At 62.7% G+C, this 16441-nt stretch carries 15 protein-coding genes and 2 pseudogenes; 10 read left to right on the forward strand and 7 right to left on the reverse strand.

The window, feature by feature from the left end; genetic code table 11:
- Positions 1-26 precede the first annotated feature (26 nt).
- Positions 27-527 (forward strand): ASCH domain-containing protein, encoded by a 501-nt coding sequence (locus MUG94_RS07860; RefSeq protein ID WP_227908739.1) that lies wholly within the window; start codon positions 27-29, stop codon positions 525-527.
- Positions 528-541: 14 nt separating this feature from the next.
- Here MUG94_RS07860 and MUG94_RS07865 read toward each other — a convergent pair whose 3' ends face one another.
- Entirely contained in the window at positions 542-1945 is a 1404-nt protein-coding gene (locus tag MUG94_RS07865; protein WP_227908740.1) for an LssY C-terminal domain-containing protein, read from the reverse strand.
- Positions 1946-2030: 85 nt separating this feature from the next.
- Positions 2031-2759 carry an SDR family NAD(P)-dependent oxidoreductase gene (locus MUG94_RS07870; RefSeq protein WP_227908742.1) on the reverse strand — a complete coding sequence of 243 codons (729 nt, stop codon included), beginning with the start codon at positions 2757-2759 and terminating at the stop codon, positions 2031-2033.
- A 460-nt stretch (positions 2760-3219) separates the two neighbouring features.
- Here MUG94_RS07870 and MUG94_RS07875 point away from each other — a divergent pair, with 460 nt between their 5' ends.
- The 5 genes from MUG94_RS07875 to MUG94_RS07890 all read left to right on the forward strand — a co-directional run bounded on the left by MUG94_RS07875 (position 3220) and on the right by MUG94_RS07890 (position 8401).
- Positions 3220-4698 carry an aldehyde dehydrogenase family protein gene (locus tag MUG94_RS07875; protein WP_227908743.1) on the forward strand — a complete coding sequence of 493 codons (1479 nt, stop codon included), beginning with the start codon at positions 3220-3222 and terminating at the stop codon, positions 4696-4698.
- Positions 4699-4990: 292 nt separating this feature from the next.
- Positions 4991-6538 (forward strand): HNH endonuclease signature motif containing protein, encoded by a 1548-nt coding sequence (locus MUG94_RS07880; protein WP_227908788.1) that lies wholly within the window; start codon positions 4991-4993, stop codon positions 6536-6538.
- A gap of 84 nt (positions 6539-6622) precedes the next feature.
- Positions 6623-7009 carry a YunG family protein gene (locus MUG94_RS17325; protein WP_423724433.1) on the forward strand — a complete coding sequence of 129 codons (387 nt, stop codon included), beginning with the start codon at positions 6623-6625 and terminating at the stop codon, positions 7007-7009.
- 104 nt (positions 7010-7113) lie between these two features.
- On the forward strand, positions 7114-7629 hold the full coding sequence (locus MUG94_RS07885; RefSeq protein WP_227908744.1) for a GNAT family N-acetyltransferase: 516 nt from the start codon (positions 7114-7116) through the stop codon (positions 7627-7629).
- A gap of 16 nt (positions 7630-7645) precedes the next feature.
- Positions 7646-8401 carry a class I SAM-dependent methyltransferase gene (locus tag MUG94_RS07890; RefSeq protein WP_227908745.1) on the forward strand — a complete coding sequence of 252 codons (756 nt, stop codon included), beginning with the start codon at positions 7646-7648 and terminating at the stop codon, positions 8399-8401.
- Here the strand turns inward: MUG94_RS07890 and MUG94_RS07895 are convergent.
- The 3 genes and pseudogenes from MUG94_RS07895 to MUG94_RS07905 all read right to left on the reverse strand — a co-directional run.
- On the reverse strand, positions 8317-8973 hold the full coding sequence (locus MUG94_RS07895) for a shikimate kinase (RefSeq protein ID WP_227908747.1): 657 nt from the start codon (positions 8971-8973) through the stop codon (positions 8317-8319). The genes MUG94_RS07890 and MUG94_RS07895 overlap by 85 nt on opposite strands.
- Before the next feature lie 945 nt (positions 8974-9918).
- A pseudogene (locus MUG94_RS07900) lies at positions 9919-10347 on the reverse strand (DUF4032 domain-containing protein); the annotation flags it as partial.
- A 120-nt stretch (positions 10348-10467) separates the two neighbouring features.
- Positions 10468-10602, reverse strand: a pseudogene (locus MUG94_RS07905) (sugar ABC transporter ATP-binding protein); the annotation flags it as partial.
- A gap of 34 nt (positions 10603-10636) precedes the next feature.
- On the opposite strand from MUG94_RS07905, the gene MUG94_RS07910 reads away from it, so the two are divergent.
- The 4 genes from MUG94_RS07910 to crcB all read left to right on the forward strand — a co-directional run bounded on the left by MUG94_RS07910 (position 10637) and on the right by crcB (position 13669).
- Entirely contained in the window at positions 10637-11350 is a 714-nt protein-coding gene (locus MUG94_RS07910) for a DUF4192 family protein (RefSeq protein ID WP_227908790.1), read from the forward strand.
- Between the two features lie 765 nt (positions 11351-12115).
- Positions 12116-12628 carry a universal stress protein gene (locus tag MUG94_RS07915; RefSeq protein ID WP_227908749.1) on the forward strand — a complete coding sequence of 171 codons (513 nt, stop codon included), beginning with the start codon at positions 12116-12118 and terminating at the stop codon, positions 12626-12628.
- A gap of 208 nt (positions 12629-12836) precedes the next feature.
- Positions 12837-13295: a fluoride efflux transporter FluC gene (locus tag MUG94_RS07920; RefSeq protein ID WP_227908751.1), complete on the forward strand. Its 459-nt coding sequence runs from the start codon at positions 12837-12839 to the stop codon at positions 13293-13295.
- Positions 13292-13669, forward strand: coding sequence for a fluoride efflux transporter CrcB (crcB, locus tag MUG94_RS07925; RefSeq protein ID WP_227908753.1), 378 nt, complete (start codon positions 13292-13294; stop codon positions 13667-13669). The genes MUG94_RS07920 and crcB overlap by 4 nt, the downstream gene beginning before the upstream one ends.
- Positions 13670-14547: 878 nt before the next feature.
- Here the strand turns inward: crcB and MUG94_RS07930 are convergent.
- Both MUG94_RS07930 and MUG94_RS07935 read right to left on the reverse strand, forming a co-directional pair.
- Positions 14548-14844, reverse strand: coding sequence for a hypothetical protein (locus tag MUG94_RS07930; RefSeq protein ID WP_227908755.1), 297 nt, complete (start codon positions 14842-14844; stop codon positions 14548-14550).
- Between the two features lie 492 nt (positions 14845-15336).
- Positions 15337-16191 carry an aldo/keto reductase gene (locus tag MUG94_RS07935; protein WP_227889625.1) on the reverse strand — a complete coding sequence of 285 codons (855 nt, stop codon included), beginning with the start codon at positions 16189-16191 and terminating at the stop codon, positions 15337-15339.
- Positions 16192-16441 lie beyond the last annotated feature (250 nt).

Below are 16441 nucleotides of genomic sequence, written 5' to 3' on the forward strand. Positions count from 1 at the left end.
ACCGCCGCAGTGGCAGACTGGGCACCATGGACACCCCAACTGATTCGATTGAACCGGACTTCGAGGCCGCGGCCGTTCTCTGGGATGCCTACGCCGCAGCCAACCCTGAACAGGCCGCTGCCGACAGCCAATACAACGTGGAAACCTTCGGCGACTCGCCGAAGCTTGCCGACGAGCTGCTCGCTCTGGTGCTCGACGGCAGCAAGACCGCCACGTCTTCGCTGGTTGCGGAGTACGCGGAGGACGGGGACCAGTTGCCGCGCATCGGCATCCACTGGATCGTCTGCGACAGCACCGGCGCCCCGCGGGCCATTCTGCGGACCACGGAACTTCGCCTGGGCACGTTCCGCGACGTCGATGAGGCATTTGCACGCGACGAAGGCGAGGACGATCGCAGCCTGGAGTCCTGGCGGCGCGAACACCGCAGGTATTGGGAGCGCACGTCGGCCGCGCGGGGAATCAGCTGGTCCGAGTCCGACGAACTGGTGCTTGAGCGGTTCAAGGTGGTCTGGCGGGCTGACGCCTAAGCCTGCCCGGAGCCTTAGCCGGTAAGCGGTCTGCGCTGCTTCGCTAAGAGGATGCGTGCCCTGCGGCGGCGGTGACTCTGCGTGCGTGCATAGACCCTTGCCCTGTCACTGGAGAGGGCAAGGATCAGCAGGATGTCGAACGAATAACCGAGCAGGTTCGAGCCAAGGGTGAAGGCCGAGCCGGAGAACACCGCGGCAACCTGCAGGATGATGGCGCCCGAACTGAGGAACATCGCCGTCACCCGTGCAGCGTTGCTGCCGCGCAGGATAAACACCGCCAGCGCGGCCTCCACACAGGCGAACACCGCCAGGGTGACGCTTGCCGGTGCGTAGGCACTGCCCAGATTTGCGAGTTCGGAGCTTTGCTCGCCCAACACTTCGTTCACCAGTGTGCTGACCCAGGGTACTTCGGTGACCCGCGCCAGGAACGGGGCAGCCACCGTCAACGCAGCGAGTCCGCGCAGGAACACCAGTCCGGCGCCGAAGATTACCGGCGGGGGCCGCCGGATGCGGCGGCCCTCCGTCCCGGACTGAGCGGAGAACACAGGGTTAGGTGAGGGTGGGGAATTGCCGGACGCGGCACCGCCTGCGGGTGTCTGAGGCAGTGCGGTGAGATTCGTGACGGGCAGGTCGCCGTCGGTGACGATCGAATCGCCGCCTCCGTTGCGGGAGTGGTACCCCGTGGAGAAATTCTTGATGACGTTCACCGACACCTCGGGGAAAGCCTGCTGCATCGAGGAGACCAGATAATCCCGTTCGGCATCAATGTTCTCGCCGACCCGGTGCGTGACTTGCAGAGTGAACAGGGACAGCCCCACGGCACGGTCAAAGGACGCGGCCCCCAGCCAGTCCGTCGCGATGCCTCCGGGCAGCAACCACCCTTCGGGGCACCGCCAGAACCGGACGTGGTGACGCTGCCGCGGATTGCCGTTGACCTCCTGCTGATAGGCAAAGTCCTGTTGCCGTCCGAACAACAGCAGTGGGCTTACCGGCGCCTGGAGATAGCTGCGGTGCAGCAGCGTGGAGGTAACAATCCGCCAACTGCTGGTCAGGGTCACCGGATCCGCGAGGACCCAGCCCGTCCGCTCCAGTGCTGTGCGCAGCTGCTGCTCGCTGCCCAAAAAGGCCAGGTTGACGGCGTCCCCGAACAGGCCGGCGCTGGTACGGGTGCGGCCCATGAAATAGTCCGGGATGAAGATCTGCGTCAGTACCCGGTCCACGCGGGGCAACACCAGATAGGCGAGGACAACCCAAAACACCACGAGGAAACCGATATACCCCAGCTCAAGCGAGCCGCGCACCAGCAGCAGTCCGGCAAACCAGATGGAGGCGAGGCCGCTGAAGACGAAGAAGGCCCAGTCCAGGGCCGTCGCGGCACCGGACCCGGCGCCGCCGTCGTCGTCCGCTGCCCTTTTCATACGCAAAACCCTGTCCTGCCACCGCGGCGCGAGTCAATGAGTCGCGGTCGCTTTCCGGCGGGAACGGAGGATCCCGTCATAGCCTTTAAACCTGCAGCGGCGTTCCGGTCTCTTCCTCCAAGGCCTGGAGCAGACTGTCCTGGAACTCGACGTCATGCACTGACGGGTGCGGCTGCCGCCGTCGCCGGTGGTACCAATACCCGCCGCTGGACAGCGCGTCGGGGTCCTCGCTGGAGGCGAGCCATTCCTGGGTTTGGTGGCCCAGTGCCAGATCGTCAGGCGCTCCGGGGCCGCCCATCTTGGTGGGAACCCAGCCGGGATCCACCGAGTTGCTGAGCAGATCCCGCCGCAGCCTGGCCAGCGCCGCGGAAAACGCAGTGACGTACAACTTGCTGTCCGCGTACGAACCGGCCGTCCGGCCCTGCCAGTCAACTCCGGCGAGTGAGGCGCGCCCGGCGTAGTGGTCGTTGCTGCTCAGGTAGACGTGCCGCTGCGGCCCGTCGAGCAGTGCGGTCAGAAGGTAGGGTGCAACAACATTCACGGGCATGACGGCCGTGCCGCGGGCCACCCCGGCGTTGTGAATAACGGAGTTCAGCGGGTTGCCGGCATTGAGTTCTGCGGCGGCAGGGCGCACCGCGTCCGGGTCGCTGAAGTCGGCAACGACGAGCTCCGCCCCGCGGTTGATCAGCGGCTCGAGCGCTGCCGCCCGCTCCTGGTTGCGGGCGTGAACAACGACGTCGTGCCCTGCCGCGAGCAGCGACTCCGCCGCTGATCTTCCAAGACCGTCCGCTGAACCCGTGACCAGGATCCTCACCGTGTTGCGCTCCCCGCAGGGATGGCTCGGCCAGCCGCCGTTCGCCTGTACCTCATGTAAGGGCCCTTCCCCTCGGATTATGTGTTTTGCTCGACCTTTCCTCCACGGTAAAGACCGGAGCTGGAATCAGCGAGGTCCTGCCCCCGATTTGCTGTTTTCACCGGGCAGCAGGGGTGTGGTCCGGAATGCCGGCGAACTCTGCGACGCAGGGGTGCCACGAGTTTGCCAGCGAGCCTGGCTTTCGCTATTTCCCAGGTCAGAGGCGTTGGTCTTCTGCTTTCTAGGTCAGCCCGAGTGTGAGGCGGCCGTTCATAACGCTGTTGGCGGTCATAACACTGTTGCGGGGGAACTTCGGCTCGGCTAGTTTGTCAGCAGCTTTTACAGCCCCGCAGGCGGTGTCCTTGAGCGTCAGCTATTAGGTTCGGTGTCTGCAGTCAATAACCCCAGAGAGGTGTCGGCCATGACCGAAACAGCCGCGGAAGTAATGACCGGACTCTATATCGGAGGAAAGCCGGTGGCGACGGAGGAAATGCTCCCTGTCGCTGATCCGGCCAAACCGGGTGCGGTCGCCGGATACGCGGCGGCTGCCACTGCGGAGCAGGTGGCGGATGCCGTCGCAGCGGCCAAGGCTGCGTTTCCGTCCTGGTCGGAGCTGTCGGCCCAGGAGCGTGCGGCGCAGATGGCTGAAGCCATCGCGGGGATCGCCGATCTGCGCGATGAAGACGCCGCCATCCTCTCTCAGGAAAACGGAAAAATCCGGATGGAGAGCTGGGTGGACACCCTGGTGTTCGAAATCCGCTGGCAGCTCGCACTTTCCCTGGCCGGCGAGGTGGAGTCAGGCATGGTCCTGGAACCGCAGCCGAACATTCCTGTGACCACCACCGTTGCCTACCAACCCCTGGGAGTGGTCACCGTCATCGTTCCGTTCAACTGGCCGGTGGCCATCTTGGGAGCCTCCCTTCCGCACGCGCTTCTGGCCGGCAACACGGTGATCGTCAAGCCGCCGCCCTCTGCGCCGCTGGCCACCACGCGGATCGTGCAGCGGGTAGCCGAGAAGCTGCCGCCGGGTGTGCTCAACGTGGTCACGGGGCGTGACAGTGAGATGACGGCACTGATCCAGAACGACGACGTGGCCAAGGTGTGCTTCACCGGCAGCGTCGGCGGCGGGAAGCGCATCATGGAGCTGGCGGCCAAGACGCTGACCCGGGTGACGCTGGAACTGGGCGGAAATGATGCGGCGATCATCCTCGATGATGCTGTTCTGGACGCCACGCACCTGGACCGGCTGTACGCAGCGGTCTTCGACTCAACGGGGCAGATCTGCATGAATGCGAAACGCGTCTATGTGCATCGATCGCGGATGGCGGAGCTGGTGGAGGGGCTCTCCGAACGTCTGGAAAATGTCGTGATCGGCTACGGCTTGGACGAGGGCACCACTATGGGTCCGCTGCACTCGCCGCGGCAAAAGGAGTTTGTTCAGACGCTGCTCGAAGAAGCCCGGGCCTCCGGCGCCGACGTGCGTGAATTCGGGGCTCTTCCCGGCGATGAGGAGCTGCAGGGCGGAAACTTCCTGCGTCCGGCGCTGGTCATCGACCCGGCGCCGGACCTTCGCGTGGTGACGGAGGAACAGTTCGGGCCGGTGATTCCCATCATTCCCTTTGACACTGTGGAGGAGGCGGTCGATGCCGCCAACGATTCCTGGGCTGGGTTGGGCGGCTCTGTGTGGACGGCCGACGCCGACCGGGCCAACGCAGTCGGCTCCCGTCTTGCCTGCGGTTATGTCTGGGTCAATGACCACGGAGCGACAAGGTTGGATCTTCGTGCTCCCTTTGGCGGCATGAAGCAGTCCGGCATGGGAAGGGAGCAAGGTATCCAGGGCGTGCGCGCGTTCCAGGACACCCGCTCGATTGCCCATTTGGGAGAGGTGGCGTCGCTCTAGTTTTGCTTCATGCCGCGCCATTGTTTTGCCGCGGGTGCGGAAGGGTGCCGCAGCTCCTGTCGGCGGAAGCTCCCAACAGGTAGTTGGCGTCAAAAGTCGGGTATTTGAAGGTCCTGAAAACGGTCAGTTTTGGGCCTTTTGGGGCTGTTTTCGGGACGGAAATGTCAGTGGCGGGTGAAAGCCTGAAGACATGGATCAGAACGGATCTTCTCGACGCGGATGCACTGGTGAATCGACCGGTACTGTTGGCGGCCTTGCGGGTGGCGGACAGGCTGTGGAGCCCGGCTTGTCGGTGTACGAGGCCGAGCCAGGTACTGCCGGGAGCCCTCCTGCCGAGCACGATCCCGCGCAGGTCTCGCACCTCGGCCCCACCTACCGTGAGGGGTTCACTGGGTCCCTGGCCCTGCAATCGGCTGACTCACTGACTCAGGACGAAGCCGGGGTGGTGTTGTCCCGGTTGGATGCCTTGATGCGGTGGGCTCAGGCCCAGCAAGCGAAGACGCTGCACCGGATGGAGACCGTCTTCCGCGATGACCTACTGGAAGACATTGGCCGAGAGGATCCGGGACTGACGTTCAGTCTTGCCGCGGAGGAAGCTGCCGCGATCCTATGCCTGCCCACCAACACCGCGAAGATGCTGATGAGTGACGCCGGACGGTTGTGTTCCACCCACATGGCAACCCTGGCCGGCCTGGAAGCGGGCACCCTCAGTTACGGGCATGTGCAGACGGTGCTGGACCAGTCCCAGAATGTCCCCGAGGCTGAGCTGGCGAGCTTTGAAAAGGATCTGTTGGCGGTTGCGGTGGCGGGTCAGACGTCGTCCCAGTTCCGGGTGAAGGCCCGCCGCATGCGGGAAACCACTTATCCGGAAACCATCAATGCCCGGCACAAGACAGCGTTTGAGCAGCGCCGGGTCTGTTTGGCACCGGATGAGGATGGGATGTCGTGGTTGTCGGCGTTGTTGCCGGCTGCTAGGGCCCAGCTGATTTATACGCAGCTGACGACCGCTGCGCGGGGTGAGCAGGCTGCCGGGGACCCCCGAAGAGTTGATGAGCTGCGGGCGGACATCCTCGCTGACCTCCTCGACGGTGGAGAGCGTGACGGCAGAGAGGGCGCGGATACGGTCGCGGATGCCGCCGCGGAATCACGCGACCGAGGTGCGAGCAGTACCCAGAGAGGCCCTGTTAATGCTGGCAGCGAGTCTGCCACCAGCGGCAGCAAGGCCCGGGCTCGCACCGAAATCCTGGTCCTCATCACCGCAGAAACTCTCTTCGGAGCTGACGAACAGCCCGCCGAGCTGCACGGGTACGGGCCCATCAGCCCGGAGACGGCCCGCAGGCTCGCCCGGCAGGCAGCACACTGGACAGCGGTGGAACGTCACCCGGGCACCGACGAGATTTTGCGGGTCGGACGGCGTCGGAAGGTTCCGGCGGGGCTGCAGCGGTGGCTCCGGGCCCGCGACGGAACCTGCCGGTTCCCCGGCTGCCGGACCAACGCCGTGATCTCTGAGCTCGACCACACCAAACCCTGGTCCCACGGCGGAACCACCGACCACGACAACTTGGAACACCTCTGCCGGCGGGACCACATGTTCAAAACCCGCGGCTTCTGGAAAGCCCGACAACACTCACCGGGAATCATCGAGTGGACGTCACCGGGAGGCCGAACTTACCGCACCGACCCTCACCTCAGCCTGGCCCCTAGCTTGACCTCAAGACAGGCGAACCGAGGCAACAGTCCCGCCCCTTGGCAACCAGAGAACCAAGTCGACCCGATAGGGCTAACTGTGTCCGGCATCGCGGACCCGCCAGACTACGAAGGCGATCCTCCACCCTTTTAGGGCCGGTCAGATTTTCCTTTAATAGAATCTGCACGCCGCATTCTTTCCCATGGGTCAGGAGTCACTATTGGTACGCTGCCCTCCATGACACATACCTTGCGTGAGTTGGAGCTTGCATTCCGTCAGTCCTGGGATCTGGATACCACGTGCCTTACGCCTGATGCACTCGTCGGGTGGGATTCCAAGAACCCGGCGTATGGCCAGTGCGGTCCGACGGCCCTCGTCGTCCAAGACCTGCTGGGTGGGGATCTTCTCATCGCCGACGTAACTGGCGGGAACGAAAAGTATGAAGTCCACTATTGGAACCGAATGCCGGGTGGCGTCGAAATAGACCTAACCCGTGAGCAATTCCTGCCTCACCACGAGATAGGAGAGCCACGTGTCGTGGCGAGGCCCGAGGGAGGCCCCCGCGCGTATCGCCAGGAGTACAAAACGCTTCGTGCAAGAGTGCTTTCCGCACTCGCAAGCTAATTACTGGGCCAAGACATGCAATAACTGCCAAGACGGCTGTTCACTCCCAAGACATGGCATATACCAATCGCGGAAGATCCTCGTATCGACAGTAGCGTTAGGCTATGTCTCTCCTCGTCCGTCCTTCGACCACGCTTCACGCGGCCTGGCTCGAGGCATACGAGGAATGGGGCGATGGGCTTCACGAGGATGGCTTCGGTCTGTGTGAGGCTGAAGAGGTTGGATCGCCCGAAGCATTCAGCGCATTCGTCAACCGGCTCCGTGCCCAGGAGGCGTCGGCTGGCGACGACGGGTGCACCTTTCGGTGGATCGTCCAGGCTGGCAAAGTCCTCGGCGGAATCGCTCTGCGCCACGAATCAACGCCGGATGTGGACGTGATTGGGCATGTGGGTTACGGGCTGCGGCCGTCAGCCAGGGGTCGTGGTCTCGCAGTTGCCGCGCTTCAGGAAATGCTGGCTGTCGCGAAGGCCCGCAGCATGAATCGAGTACTGCTTGCCTGTTTCGTGGACAACATAGCCTCGGTGAAGACCATAGAACGCTGCGGAGGCGTTCTGGATAGCATCGTTGCGACGAGTCAGGGAGAAGTTGGACGCTACGCAATCAAGCTTTCGCAGCCTTGATGAAGGAGGTCCGCCCATGAGCGCAGCTGATTTTTACACAGGCATCATTCCCGATGTGTACACCGCGTTGCGAGGTGCAACCTTTGAGGCAGGCCGTTATCTCGATTTCGTGGAGCAGACGGGTCAGCCGGCGCTCGAACTCGGGTGCGGCGACGACGGTCCTTTTCTCGAACTGGTGAGGATGGGTTTCGATATTGATGGGATTGATTCATCGCAGGACATGCTTGACCGCTGCCATGCTCGGGCAGCCGCTGAGAATCTGCGAATCACCACGTACCGCCAACTGATGCAGCATTTGAAGCTGCCGCGCACCTATCGGTCGATATACCTGGCCGGACCGACCTTCAATCTGCTTCCGGACGATGACGCTGCCATGCAGGCGCTCCAGGGGATTGCCGGCCACCTCCAAAAGGGCGGGGCAGCGATGGTGCCGCTGTGGATCCCGTGCCCCACTGCAATGGAGGATATCGGTCGGGCACGCGAAGCCACGGTTGTCGGCGGAGCAACTGCCCGTTACACGGTTGAGTCTGAGAAGTACGACGACGCACGCCGCACTCGCCGCACCCACACGCTCTACGAACTTGAAACGGGCAGCACGGTGGAGCGGGTGCGGCGGGAGTGGATCATTCACTGGCACACTCCTGAGGGGTTTACGGAACTCGCCCACGCTGCAGGGCTCGAGGTCACTTACGGAGATTTGGACCTGGACTCGGACGAATTCACGGCATACCTCACGCGGGCAGAGTCCGGTGTGTCTGCTGCTGCCTCCTGAAGGGCCAGAACAACCGCTGCCAACTGTTCAGCAGTCTCCGCAGGTGTACTCCCCATCGTAAAGACGACGTCGGTCGCCAACAGTCGGGTGCCGGCGTCGTCGTGCCATTCCGCAAGGAAATCATGCCCGGCGGATATCCAGTCCGTACCCTTGGATGCCAGCGATCGTCCCCGCAGTTCCGCCAGTGCCGCGGGTCGGTCAGGCGAGGGCAGGAGCAGAGCCACGGTGGGCACACCCGCCAAAGCCGCGGACACTCGGGCAAAACACGCCGCATCCATGTATGAGGTATGGCCTGCACCGAGCGCCAGGACAGAGTCCGGATAATCCTCAAGAACCCGGCGGACCGCATGCGCACGGGCAGGCTCCCACTCCCGCTCGGCCGCGACCCGGCCCAGATGCCGGCTGCGCTCCAGGAGCCGCCCGATGCTCCAGCCCACTTCTGCGTAATAGTGTTCACCGACGTCGTCGAGGTCCACAAACGGCCTTCCCAACCTAATCGCAACCAGCCCGCCGACGCTGGTCTTTCCCGCGGCAGCAGGGCCTATCAGGACAAGGGCAGGGGAGCGGGACATGACTCCGATCCTGCCACACGGGACAGGCGACGGGCACGAACCTCCGGTTAGGGTGGCGCCATGAATGGGGTAGCGGAAACCTATGAACGTTTCGGGGAGATTGAAGCCTGTGGGGTCTCACCCATTTATGAGGCTTGTGCCTTGGGTGTTGCGCAGGATCCTGAGGTTTGCACTCTGATTTGGTCGCTTCCACGCAGCAAGCGCCAGCCCAATCTGGTGAATGAGGGAATGGCTGGTCAGCAACTGGGCCGAGGTGGTTCCTGTGGTTCTGGCCCGTTCCCCAACCGGATGAGGACGCAGCATGTGAACTGGTCGGATACCTCCAGTGCAAGCCGGTGTGTGACCGCCTCGCCATAGACACGATCACCTACGCGGAAGACGTGGCGACGATCAGGACCGTCCTCCTCGGCCGATACACAGGCGTGTGAGTTCTGCGGATCTCTCTTGGGCCTCCGAAACCCAAAACCCATTCCTGTCGGAATAACGGACACTGAGATTTTTCACCTGGTCGGTGCCGGTGCCGTCGCAGCGCCGGTGTCACCGGCGTCATTGCGCCGGCGGTAGGCGGCTCGAATGTTGGCGGTAGGCGGCTCTTATGTTGGCCGACGCAAGTCCAATTAGGAAAACCAAAGCAACCCAGGTGTAACCGACACGATCGCCAGGTTGAACGATGAGTACGCTGATGACCGTGGCCGGGGCGGCCTCCACAGCCGAGAACAACCATTCTCTGAGAATCGCTCGATCAGTCTTAATCCACCACCCCCAGTTCACCCAAAGATTGACCAGTAACAGGGCTATGGCAATAGTGATGGCCCACAGCTGCTGGTTGGGAGCGCCGAGGAGCCCTCCTAAAAGCCATGGCGCAAGCAGAAACGGCACGGATAGCAAGGTCGCAACGTCGGCGAATATCGTTGCACTGGTCGGTCTGGTAGCAGGCTGAGCTTTAAAGCGCAGGTGCTTGGTGACGAGGACCGGCTGCAGCTCTTGGCCTTTCACATCGTAGCGGCCGGTAATGACGGCCACCGGCTCGACGCTGGGAACATTGAGCCGGCGCAGTTTGCGCAGCATGTGATATTCCTGCCGGGCCGCGTGCTCACTGGTTTCCTTGATCGCTATCAGCGAGCCGCCCATTCGTGCGAAGCGGACGACGTGGCGGGAAATACCCCGGGGCAGTGCCGCGAGGTTGTCTTTGGGCCAGTCTTCAAGGGGCAGGTGCCATGGCAGGTCCAGCAGCCCCGGGTCCATCGAGGCGGCGGTAATGTTCAGGGACGCGAGGGCCTTTTGCGGAGTCGGGGGATGAAGCCGGGGAAGTTTGCCCTGCTGATCCCAGTCCGTTGGCTCGTCACGCCATTTGGCGCCTGCGGGTTCGGTCATAAGCACATGCCTTTTATCGAACGTCCCGGTGAAACGGTGATGAGGTTAAAGCAGAAATGCGGTGGTCCCTTAAACGAGTTTAGATCAGTCGCAGGGGCCACCGCATATTCAGGGGAAGGATCAGGCGTGGTCCGCCAGGCGCTCACCATTGGCGGCGTCGAACAAGTGCACGTGGCCCTGCTGCGGGCGGACGTACAGGGTGGCGCCCTTCATCGGGGGACGGCGTCCGTCGACTCGAACCACCATGTCGCGGTCCGTGCTAGTGAAGTACCGCACCATGTCACGGCAAATGGCGGTCAAAGCAGGCTACAGGCTAGGGGAAACATTCAGGCTGCATCAAAAGCGGCGCTTCGCTCAATCAGAATGTTCTGCGCTGCGCTGCGCTTCGGGCTGTGGCCAGGGCTCCTCCGTCGCCCCCCCGGCTGATCGTTCTACGACGTCTTTTGCTGCTGTCCTTCGGATCATACGTGCCCGCTCCGGCCCGTCTAGCACAGCTCCGCAAGCTTCGCCAGCAGGCAAAAAACAACGGGGGAGAGGCCAACTGCTGGACCACCGCGCCGCTTGGTACGAGGCTGTAGGCACCCAGCCGGACGAAGCAGCAACGATCCAGCTGGTTTCTTACTTGCAGGTCAAAGCGCTTCGGGACCGGATTATGGCCGACATGATCAATCCCGCTGAGGACGAAGGCACCTACCGGGCTGTTTTCATGGGACAGCACCCCGAACGCCCGGACTGGTCACGGGTGGACGCGTGCGAGGTCCTGCTAGTCCAGCTGCTGGCCTACACGCCCGCCGCGGACCGTGCCCCGCTCTTTAGCGCTCTTGGTTGGCTGGCTTGGTACAAGGGGAAAGGGTCCTTAGCCGCGGCCTATCTGGCCAAGGCGCTGGAATCCGAACCGGGCTACAGGCTGGCGGAACTGCTGGACGAAATGCTTCGAACCGGCCTGCTGGCCAAAACGGCCACCAACGCCAGCACCGCCTACAAGAGAGGAAACCACAGCTAGGAGACAGAAGGGCGGGGCCGGAATCCCACGAACGGGGTTCCGGCCCTATTTCCATGCAGGCCGGTTCGCCCAGGTGCGCGGGCGGCGGCCTCCGCCGCACGCTCCCCCGGCCGCCGCCATGACACGCTGCGCGTCCACACCACCCAGCCCAGGAACAACCCCACGGATCCCGGAACAGTGGGCCGCACCAGAACCACTACCGCCAGGACTACAGCCAATGCACACACCGGACTTCATTCACACCAACGGCCTGAGCATCCCGCAGACCCCCGCACCTCGGCGCCCCTCTGACACTGCCGCCGAGGCCGGCATAGCCCACATCCTGGACGTCCAAAGGAACACAGCTCCAGGTTCAACGGATCTGTCGTGGATACCGGAGGAACACAGCCGGCTCTTGGAAGGCTGACATTCCAGAAGACGGAAGGACTGCCCGGCCGGGCGGCCCTTTTCCTTTTAAGGCCCTTCAGCGTTCCGGTCCCGCTTCTTTGTGCACTGAAATTCCATGGGGGAGCTGGCGGCGGCCTCCGCGGACAGCTCTCCCGCCGCCATTGCACGCCACACCGCCTAGTCTGGTCTCTACAAAGGCGAATAATCCCTGAGAGCATGGTGTTGGTGCTACTTCTAGGTACAAACTGCAGGTATCCCACGGGATGGGTAGCGGCAGCGAGTCCTTTCCTAACATGAGACCCAAGCCCACACGGCCGAGGCAGCACTCCAACGACCGGCTTCGGTATCCCTGTCGGCTCATACGAAGGAGTCCACATCATGTCTAACCCCAAACCTCAGGTTCTGGTTGGTGTCGTAACCGGAAGTACTGTTGCCTCGGTGGTCAAGGAAGCGGCAGCGTTCGCCGAGCAGTTCCGGGCAGATTTGATTTGCGCCAACGTAGACGACTCCAGCGACAAGGTTGAGGAACGGCCTGACGGTTCGGTGGTGTCTGTACCCATCAACCCGGACTTGCCTTTTGAAGAGACCGAGGTTTTTGATCCTGAGCTGCGTGCAGAGATCGCGGAAATCCTAGACTCACGGCCCGTGACATGGTCCGTCCGCGCGCTGGCGGGTGGCCCCGGGCAGGAGCTTGCCCGACTGGCAGGCGAGCTGGACGTGCTCATGATTGTGGTTGGAACACGCGAATCCGGTATCCGGGGTGAAGCTGAAAGGTTCCTCAACGGCTCCGTCGCGGTGCATCTCGCCCACCACCAACACCGCCCGGTTGTAATGGTCCCTCAACACCCGGTCATCGACGATGCTGACCTACCCTGGAAAAGGGAGAAATAAATCAAAAACGCTCATCCTGCTGCGCAGACAGCACACGGACGTTTTCAGCATCCCGACGTTTTCTCGATCAATGTCGTCACGCCATTCCAAAGGGATCCATGCAAACGCATCCCATAACCCAGGACTTCGCAATAAACCGTGAGGTTGAAACACACTCAGAACTTGCCGCTGACCGTGGCGGGCTCGCCTCCCCTCGCAGGAGCGAAGCATGAGTACCGGCACCCGCCCGTCCTACCTGCGCTGGGCAGCTATCGCACTCGTCTTTGTCGGCGGCGGATTCGGTGCCGCCAGCCGCGAGGGCCTTTCGCTTGTTATCCCCAACCTCGGCCAGGTACCGATCGCCATCCCGATCATCAACGTGGTCGGTGCATTTCTGCTCGGCTACCTCTACGAAGCCGTCACCCGTCTGGACAGTGCGCGCCCCACGGGCGCGAACCTCAAGCTGCTTCTGGGCACCGGATTCTGCGGCGGCTTTACTACCTACAGTTCCCTGGCCACGGACACCGCGGTGCTCTTCCGCGACGGACTGCCGGGCTCCGCGGTGGTCTACGCCCTCGCAACAGTAATCGTGGGTGCCTTTGCCACCTGGGCGGGAATCGCCATTGCGACCGCCGTCAATAACCGCAGCACAGGGCCGCGCAAAGATCAGCAGGAGGATGCGACATGACCCCCGGAATCTTCCTGTTGCTTGCCCTGGCCGGCGGTGTGGGCGCCGTGGTGCGGTTCATGCTGGACGGATTCATCCGAGCCCACCAAAAGTCATCCTTTGCGTGGGCGACGACGATCATCAACGTCTCCGGTTCCCTAGTGCTCGGCTTTCTCACCGGCCTCACCATCGAGCACCTGGTGTCAACCGATGTCAGCATCGTGATCGGCACCGGGTTCCTCGGCGGCTATACGACGTTCAGCACCGCGAGCTACGAGACGGTGCAGCTGATGAAAAAGGGCCGCTACGGTGCGTCATTTGTCAGCGGTATTGTCATGCTCGTGCTTTCCGTAGCCGCTGCTGTGATCGGCCTCTGGGCGGGCGTGGAGCTGTAGGACGGATCCCTTGCTCCGTAGGGGCCACGGTCTGAGCCGGGAGGAACACCACCGATTTTTTGCGGGCTGACATAACAGAAGGTGGAAGGACTGCCCAGCCGGGCGGTCCTTCCTTCCTTTAAGGCCTCTCAGCGGACGTCTCTAATCCAATAGCATTTGGTTTCCGCCCGGGGGCTCCAACCAGGAATCGGGCGTCCGCTGCGCGGCCGGCTCTTTGGCCCGGGGCCACCGTCGCAGAGCTCCGGACCCCCCGGACCTGATGTGTCTACGACGTTTTTTGCTGCTGTCCTTATGTTGTTGAGCGGGTGGTTCCGGGGCAGTTGTAGTGTCTGGGCTACCCAGGGGTGGTGGGTATGGCTGTTGCTGCTATGCCGGGCGCTTGTCGTTACGGCTTCGTAGGATTGGCCGCCTGCCGTTCCCGTGATGGCCCGACCGCTGATTGAGAGACACGACTGAAGCTCGCTGGATAAGGACACGACGGCGCGGTTATCTGCTGGCTTCTGACGGGACCCGTTTGTACTCCCAACGGATCGCGAACGATGAGAGCGCGCTGCTTGACCTGATCGCGGACATCGCACACCCAGGCCATCATTTGCCTGGCACGACGCAGACTTAACGTTCTCTGGGCCATGCTCCGCGACAACCTTCCCTATGAGCTCCAGCCAATCCCCGGTGCGCGTGCGGCGTGATGTATTGGAGGAAGGATCTCTCTTCCGTGGCTGAATGCCCGGTTCGATGCCACCCGGTGACGCTCGTGCACTGCCGTTCCGGCAAGGGGCTTAACTGGTGTTCTGAATAGGTGCAGCGAGCGATGCGTTGCTGTCCGGGGGTCTGACCATCCGGGGGTCTGACCATTCCGAAGATTTACGGAGATAGGTCTATTCGCCGTCTCCGACTGCGCCGCCGACATCAAGTGATTCCGAGAAAGTGATCTCAGGCATAGGTTCCGACGTACCGGTATAGGTCTGGCCTGAGTCGCCGGCACGCAAAATGGCAGGGTCACTATAGAACGACCTTTCACCGTCGTCGGGCGCAAAAACCGCGGCGACCGCGCCGGGCGTGAGTGCTGCGGCTGCGATCGCACCAGGTATCCGTGAAGGTGCGGCGTCCGCGGAGGAGCCAGGCACCAACTCAATTCGGATTGGTGTGCTCCTGCCGCCGTCGTTGGCTGCCATGTTGTCCTCCATCGTCTGGGTCGATGCTCGTACTCCGATGATCCTCCGCTGGGTATGGCAGTCAACAGAGCTCTGACCAGCATCAGTCGAAAGCTTTGTCCTCGTGGCAGGAGTGGGGCTGGGGCCAGCGAGAGCGGTTGACAACATCATTGAGACTCCTTCGGATGATGCGTCCCCGCTTCCGCAGCATCAACCGGCTCCGCCGGCTGCGGGTCCCAACAATCCTCTCCGGCGCTCCTTCGTCGCTTATTTCCTCCCATGATTCTTGGCCCCTAGCGCCTTCGGCGTTGAGCACTGCTTCGTCGGTCTGGATCAGCAATGAGGGCGCCGGCGTGTTGCCAACCGTCACTGAACAGGTTCACAGGCCTGTCAAAGGACGCACCATCTTGGCAGTCAACGGCCGAGCCCATGCCCTGGTGGGCCCGCCATGGCCAGTCGTACGAGAGCCCGGTTAGCGAATGGCGGGGTTCTGCCGGTGCGCGCAGGAGACCGTCATCTGCCGCTGAAGACGGGAAACTTGCTGTACCTCCCGTAGTCGGTGATGCGTTGGTGCCGCAGCGCATCCATGTCCTGCTCGGAGATCACAAAGTCGACTTCGGCGTTGCTCCTCATGTGCTCCGGGTTGGACGTCTTGGGCAGTGACACCGTCCCCAGCTGCAGCGTGTAGCGGATGCACAGCTGGGGAACGGTCACCGAGTATCGTTCAGCCATGGCGCTGACGTCCGTGTTCTTCAGCATTTCCCCGTGGGCAATGGGGGAGTAGGCCTCGATCAGGATGTCCTTTTCCGTGCAGTAGGCAATAAGTTCTTCCGGAGTGTTGCCCACGTGGACCAGCACCTGGTTGACCTGCGGCGCAACGGTGCAGACGGAAAGGATGTTCTCCAGGTCCTGCTGCTGAAAGTTGGAAACACCGATGGAGCGCAGCTTGCCTGCCTGCTGAGCTTCTTCGAGCGCACGCCAAGCTTCCCGGTTGCCCTCCGCGTAGGAGCCGCCGCGCCAGTCGTTCCAGGGCTGGGGGCTGTGGATGAGCATGAGGTCCAGATAATCCAGGCCCATCACGGCCAGAGATCCGTCGATTGCGGCCACCGCATCCGAATAGTCCTTGATCTCTGCCGCGAGCTTGCTGGACACGAACAGCTCTTCCCGCGGCGTTCCGCTGGAGCGGATTCCCTCCCCGACACCGCGCTCATTGCCGTACGCCTGAGCCGTATCGATATTGCGGTAGCCCAGCGATACGGCGTCCTTCACGGCCTGGGCCGCGCTGCCGTCCTCGATAAACCAGGTGCCCAGCCCCAGCTTTGGGATCGGTCGTCCGTCAGCCAGGATGTACGTCTCATTCAGGATCATTGGCCCTGCTCCTCCATGTTGGTGGAACTGCACGTTCTCCCCACGCCATGGTCCCGCAGCCGGATGCCGAGCGGAATGGTTGGCGGAAGCCGGCAACACCTGAACCTGAGATCAACCCGCGGAAATCAGCCCGTCACAACCGGCCGCCGGATCAACCTGCCAGGATCATCCCTGCCGCCCGCTCGGCGAGGTCTTCGTCAGAGTCAGACACCGCCGGACCGGGATGCAGTTCCTTGGGTTCCCAGTCGGC

The organism is Arthrobacter gengyunqii (assembly GCF_023022985.1).
Classification (GTDB): Bacteria; Actinomycetota; Actinomycetes; order Actinomycetales; family Micrococcaceae; genus Arthrobacter_B; species Arthrobacter_B gengyunqii.

Coding starts and splice junctions, on each gene's coding strand:
- MUG94_RS17325 (WP_423724433.1), top strand. CDS start 6,623: ATGACACATACCTTGCGTGAGTTGGAGCTTGCATTCCGTCAGTCCTGG.
- MUG94_RS07935 (WP_227889625.1), bottom strand. CDS start 16,191: ATGATCCTGAATGAGACGTACATCCTGGCTGACGGACGACCGATCCCA.
- MUG94_RS07885 (WP_227908744.1), top strand. CDS start 7,114: ATGTCTCTCCTCGTCCGTCCTTCGACCACGCTTCACGCGGCCTGGCTC.
- MUG94_RS07920 (WP_227908751.1), top strand. CDS start 12,837: ATGAGTACCGGCACCCGCCCGTCCTACCTGCGCTGGGCAGCTATCGCA.
- MUG94_RS07895 (WP_227908747.1), bottom strand. CDS start 8,973: ATGTCCCGCTCCCCTGCCCTTGTCCTGATAGGCCCTGCTGCCGCGGGA.
- MUG94_RS07860 (WP_227908739.1), top strand. CDS start 27: ATGGACACCCCAACTGATTCGATTGAACCGGACTTCGAGGCCGCGGCC.
- crcB (WP_227908753.1), top strand. CDS start 13,292: ATGACCCCCGGAATCTTCCTGTTGCTTGCCCTGGCCGGCGGTGTGGGC.
- MUG94_RS07930 (WP_227908755.1), bottom strand. CDS start 14,844: ATGGCAGCCAACGACGGCGGCAGGAGCACACCAATCCGAATTGAGTTG.
- MUG94_RS07910 (WP_227908790.1), top strand. CDS start 10,637: ATGGCGGTCAAAGCAGGCTACAGGCTAGGGGAAACATTCAGGCTGCAT.
- MUG94_RS07890 (WP_227908745.1), top strand. CDS start 7,646: ATGAGCGCAGCTGATTTTTACACAGGCATCATTCCCGATGTGTACACC.
- MUG94_RS07875 (WP_227908743.1), top strand. CDS start 3,220: ATGACCGAAACAGCCGCGGAAGTAATGACCGGACTCTATATCGGAGGA.
- MUG94_RS07865 (WP_227908740.1), bottom strand. CDS start 1,945: ATGAAAAGGGCAGCGGACGACGACGGCGGCGCCGGGTCCGGTGCCGCG.
- MUG94_RS07915 (WP_227908749.1), top strand. CDS start 12,116: ATGTCTAACCCCAAACCTCAGGTTCTGGTTGGTGTCGTAACCGGAAGT.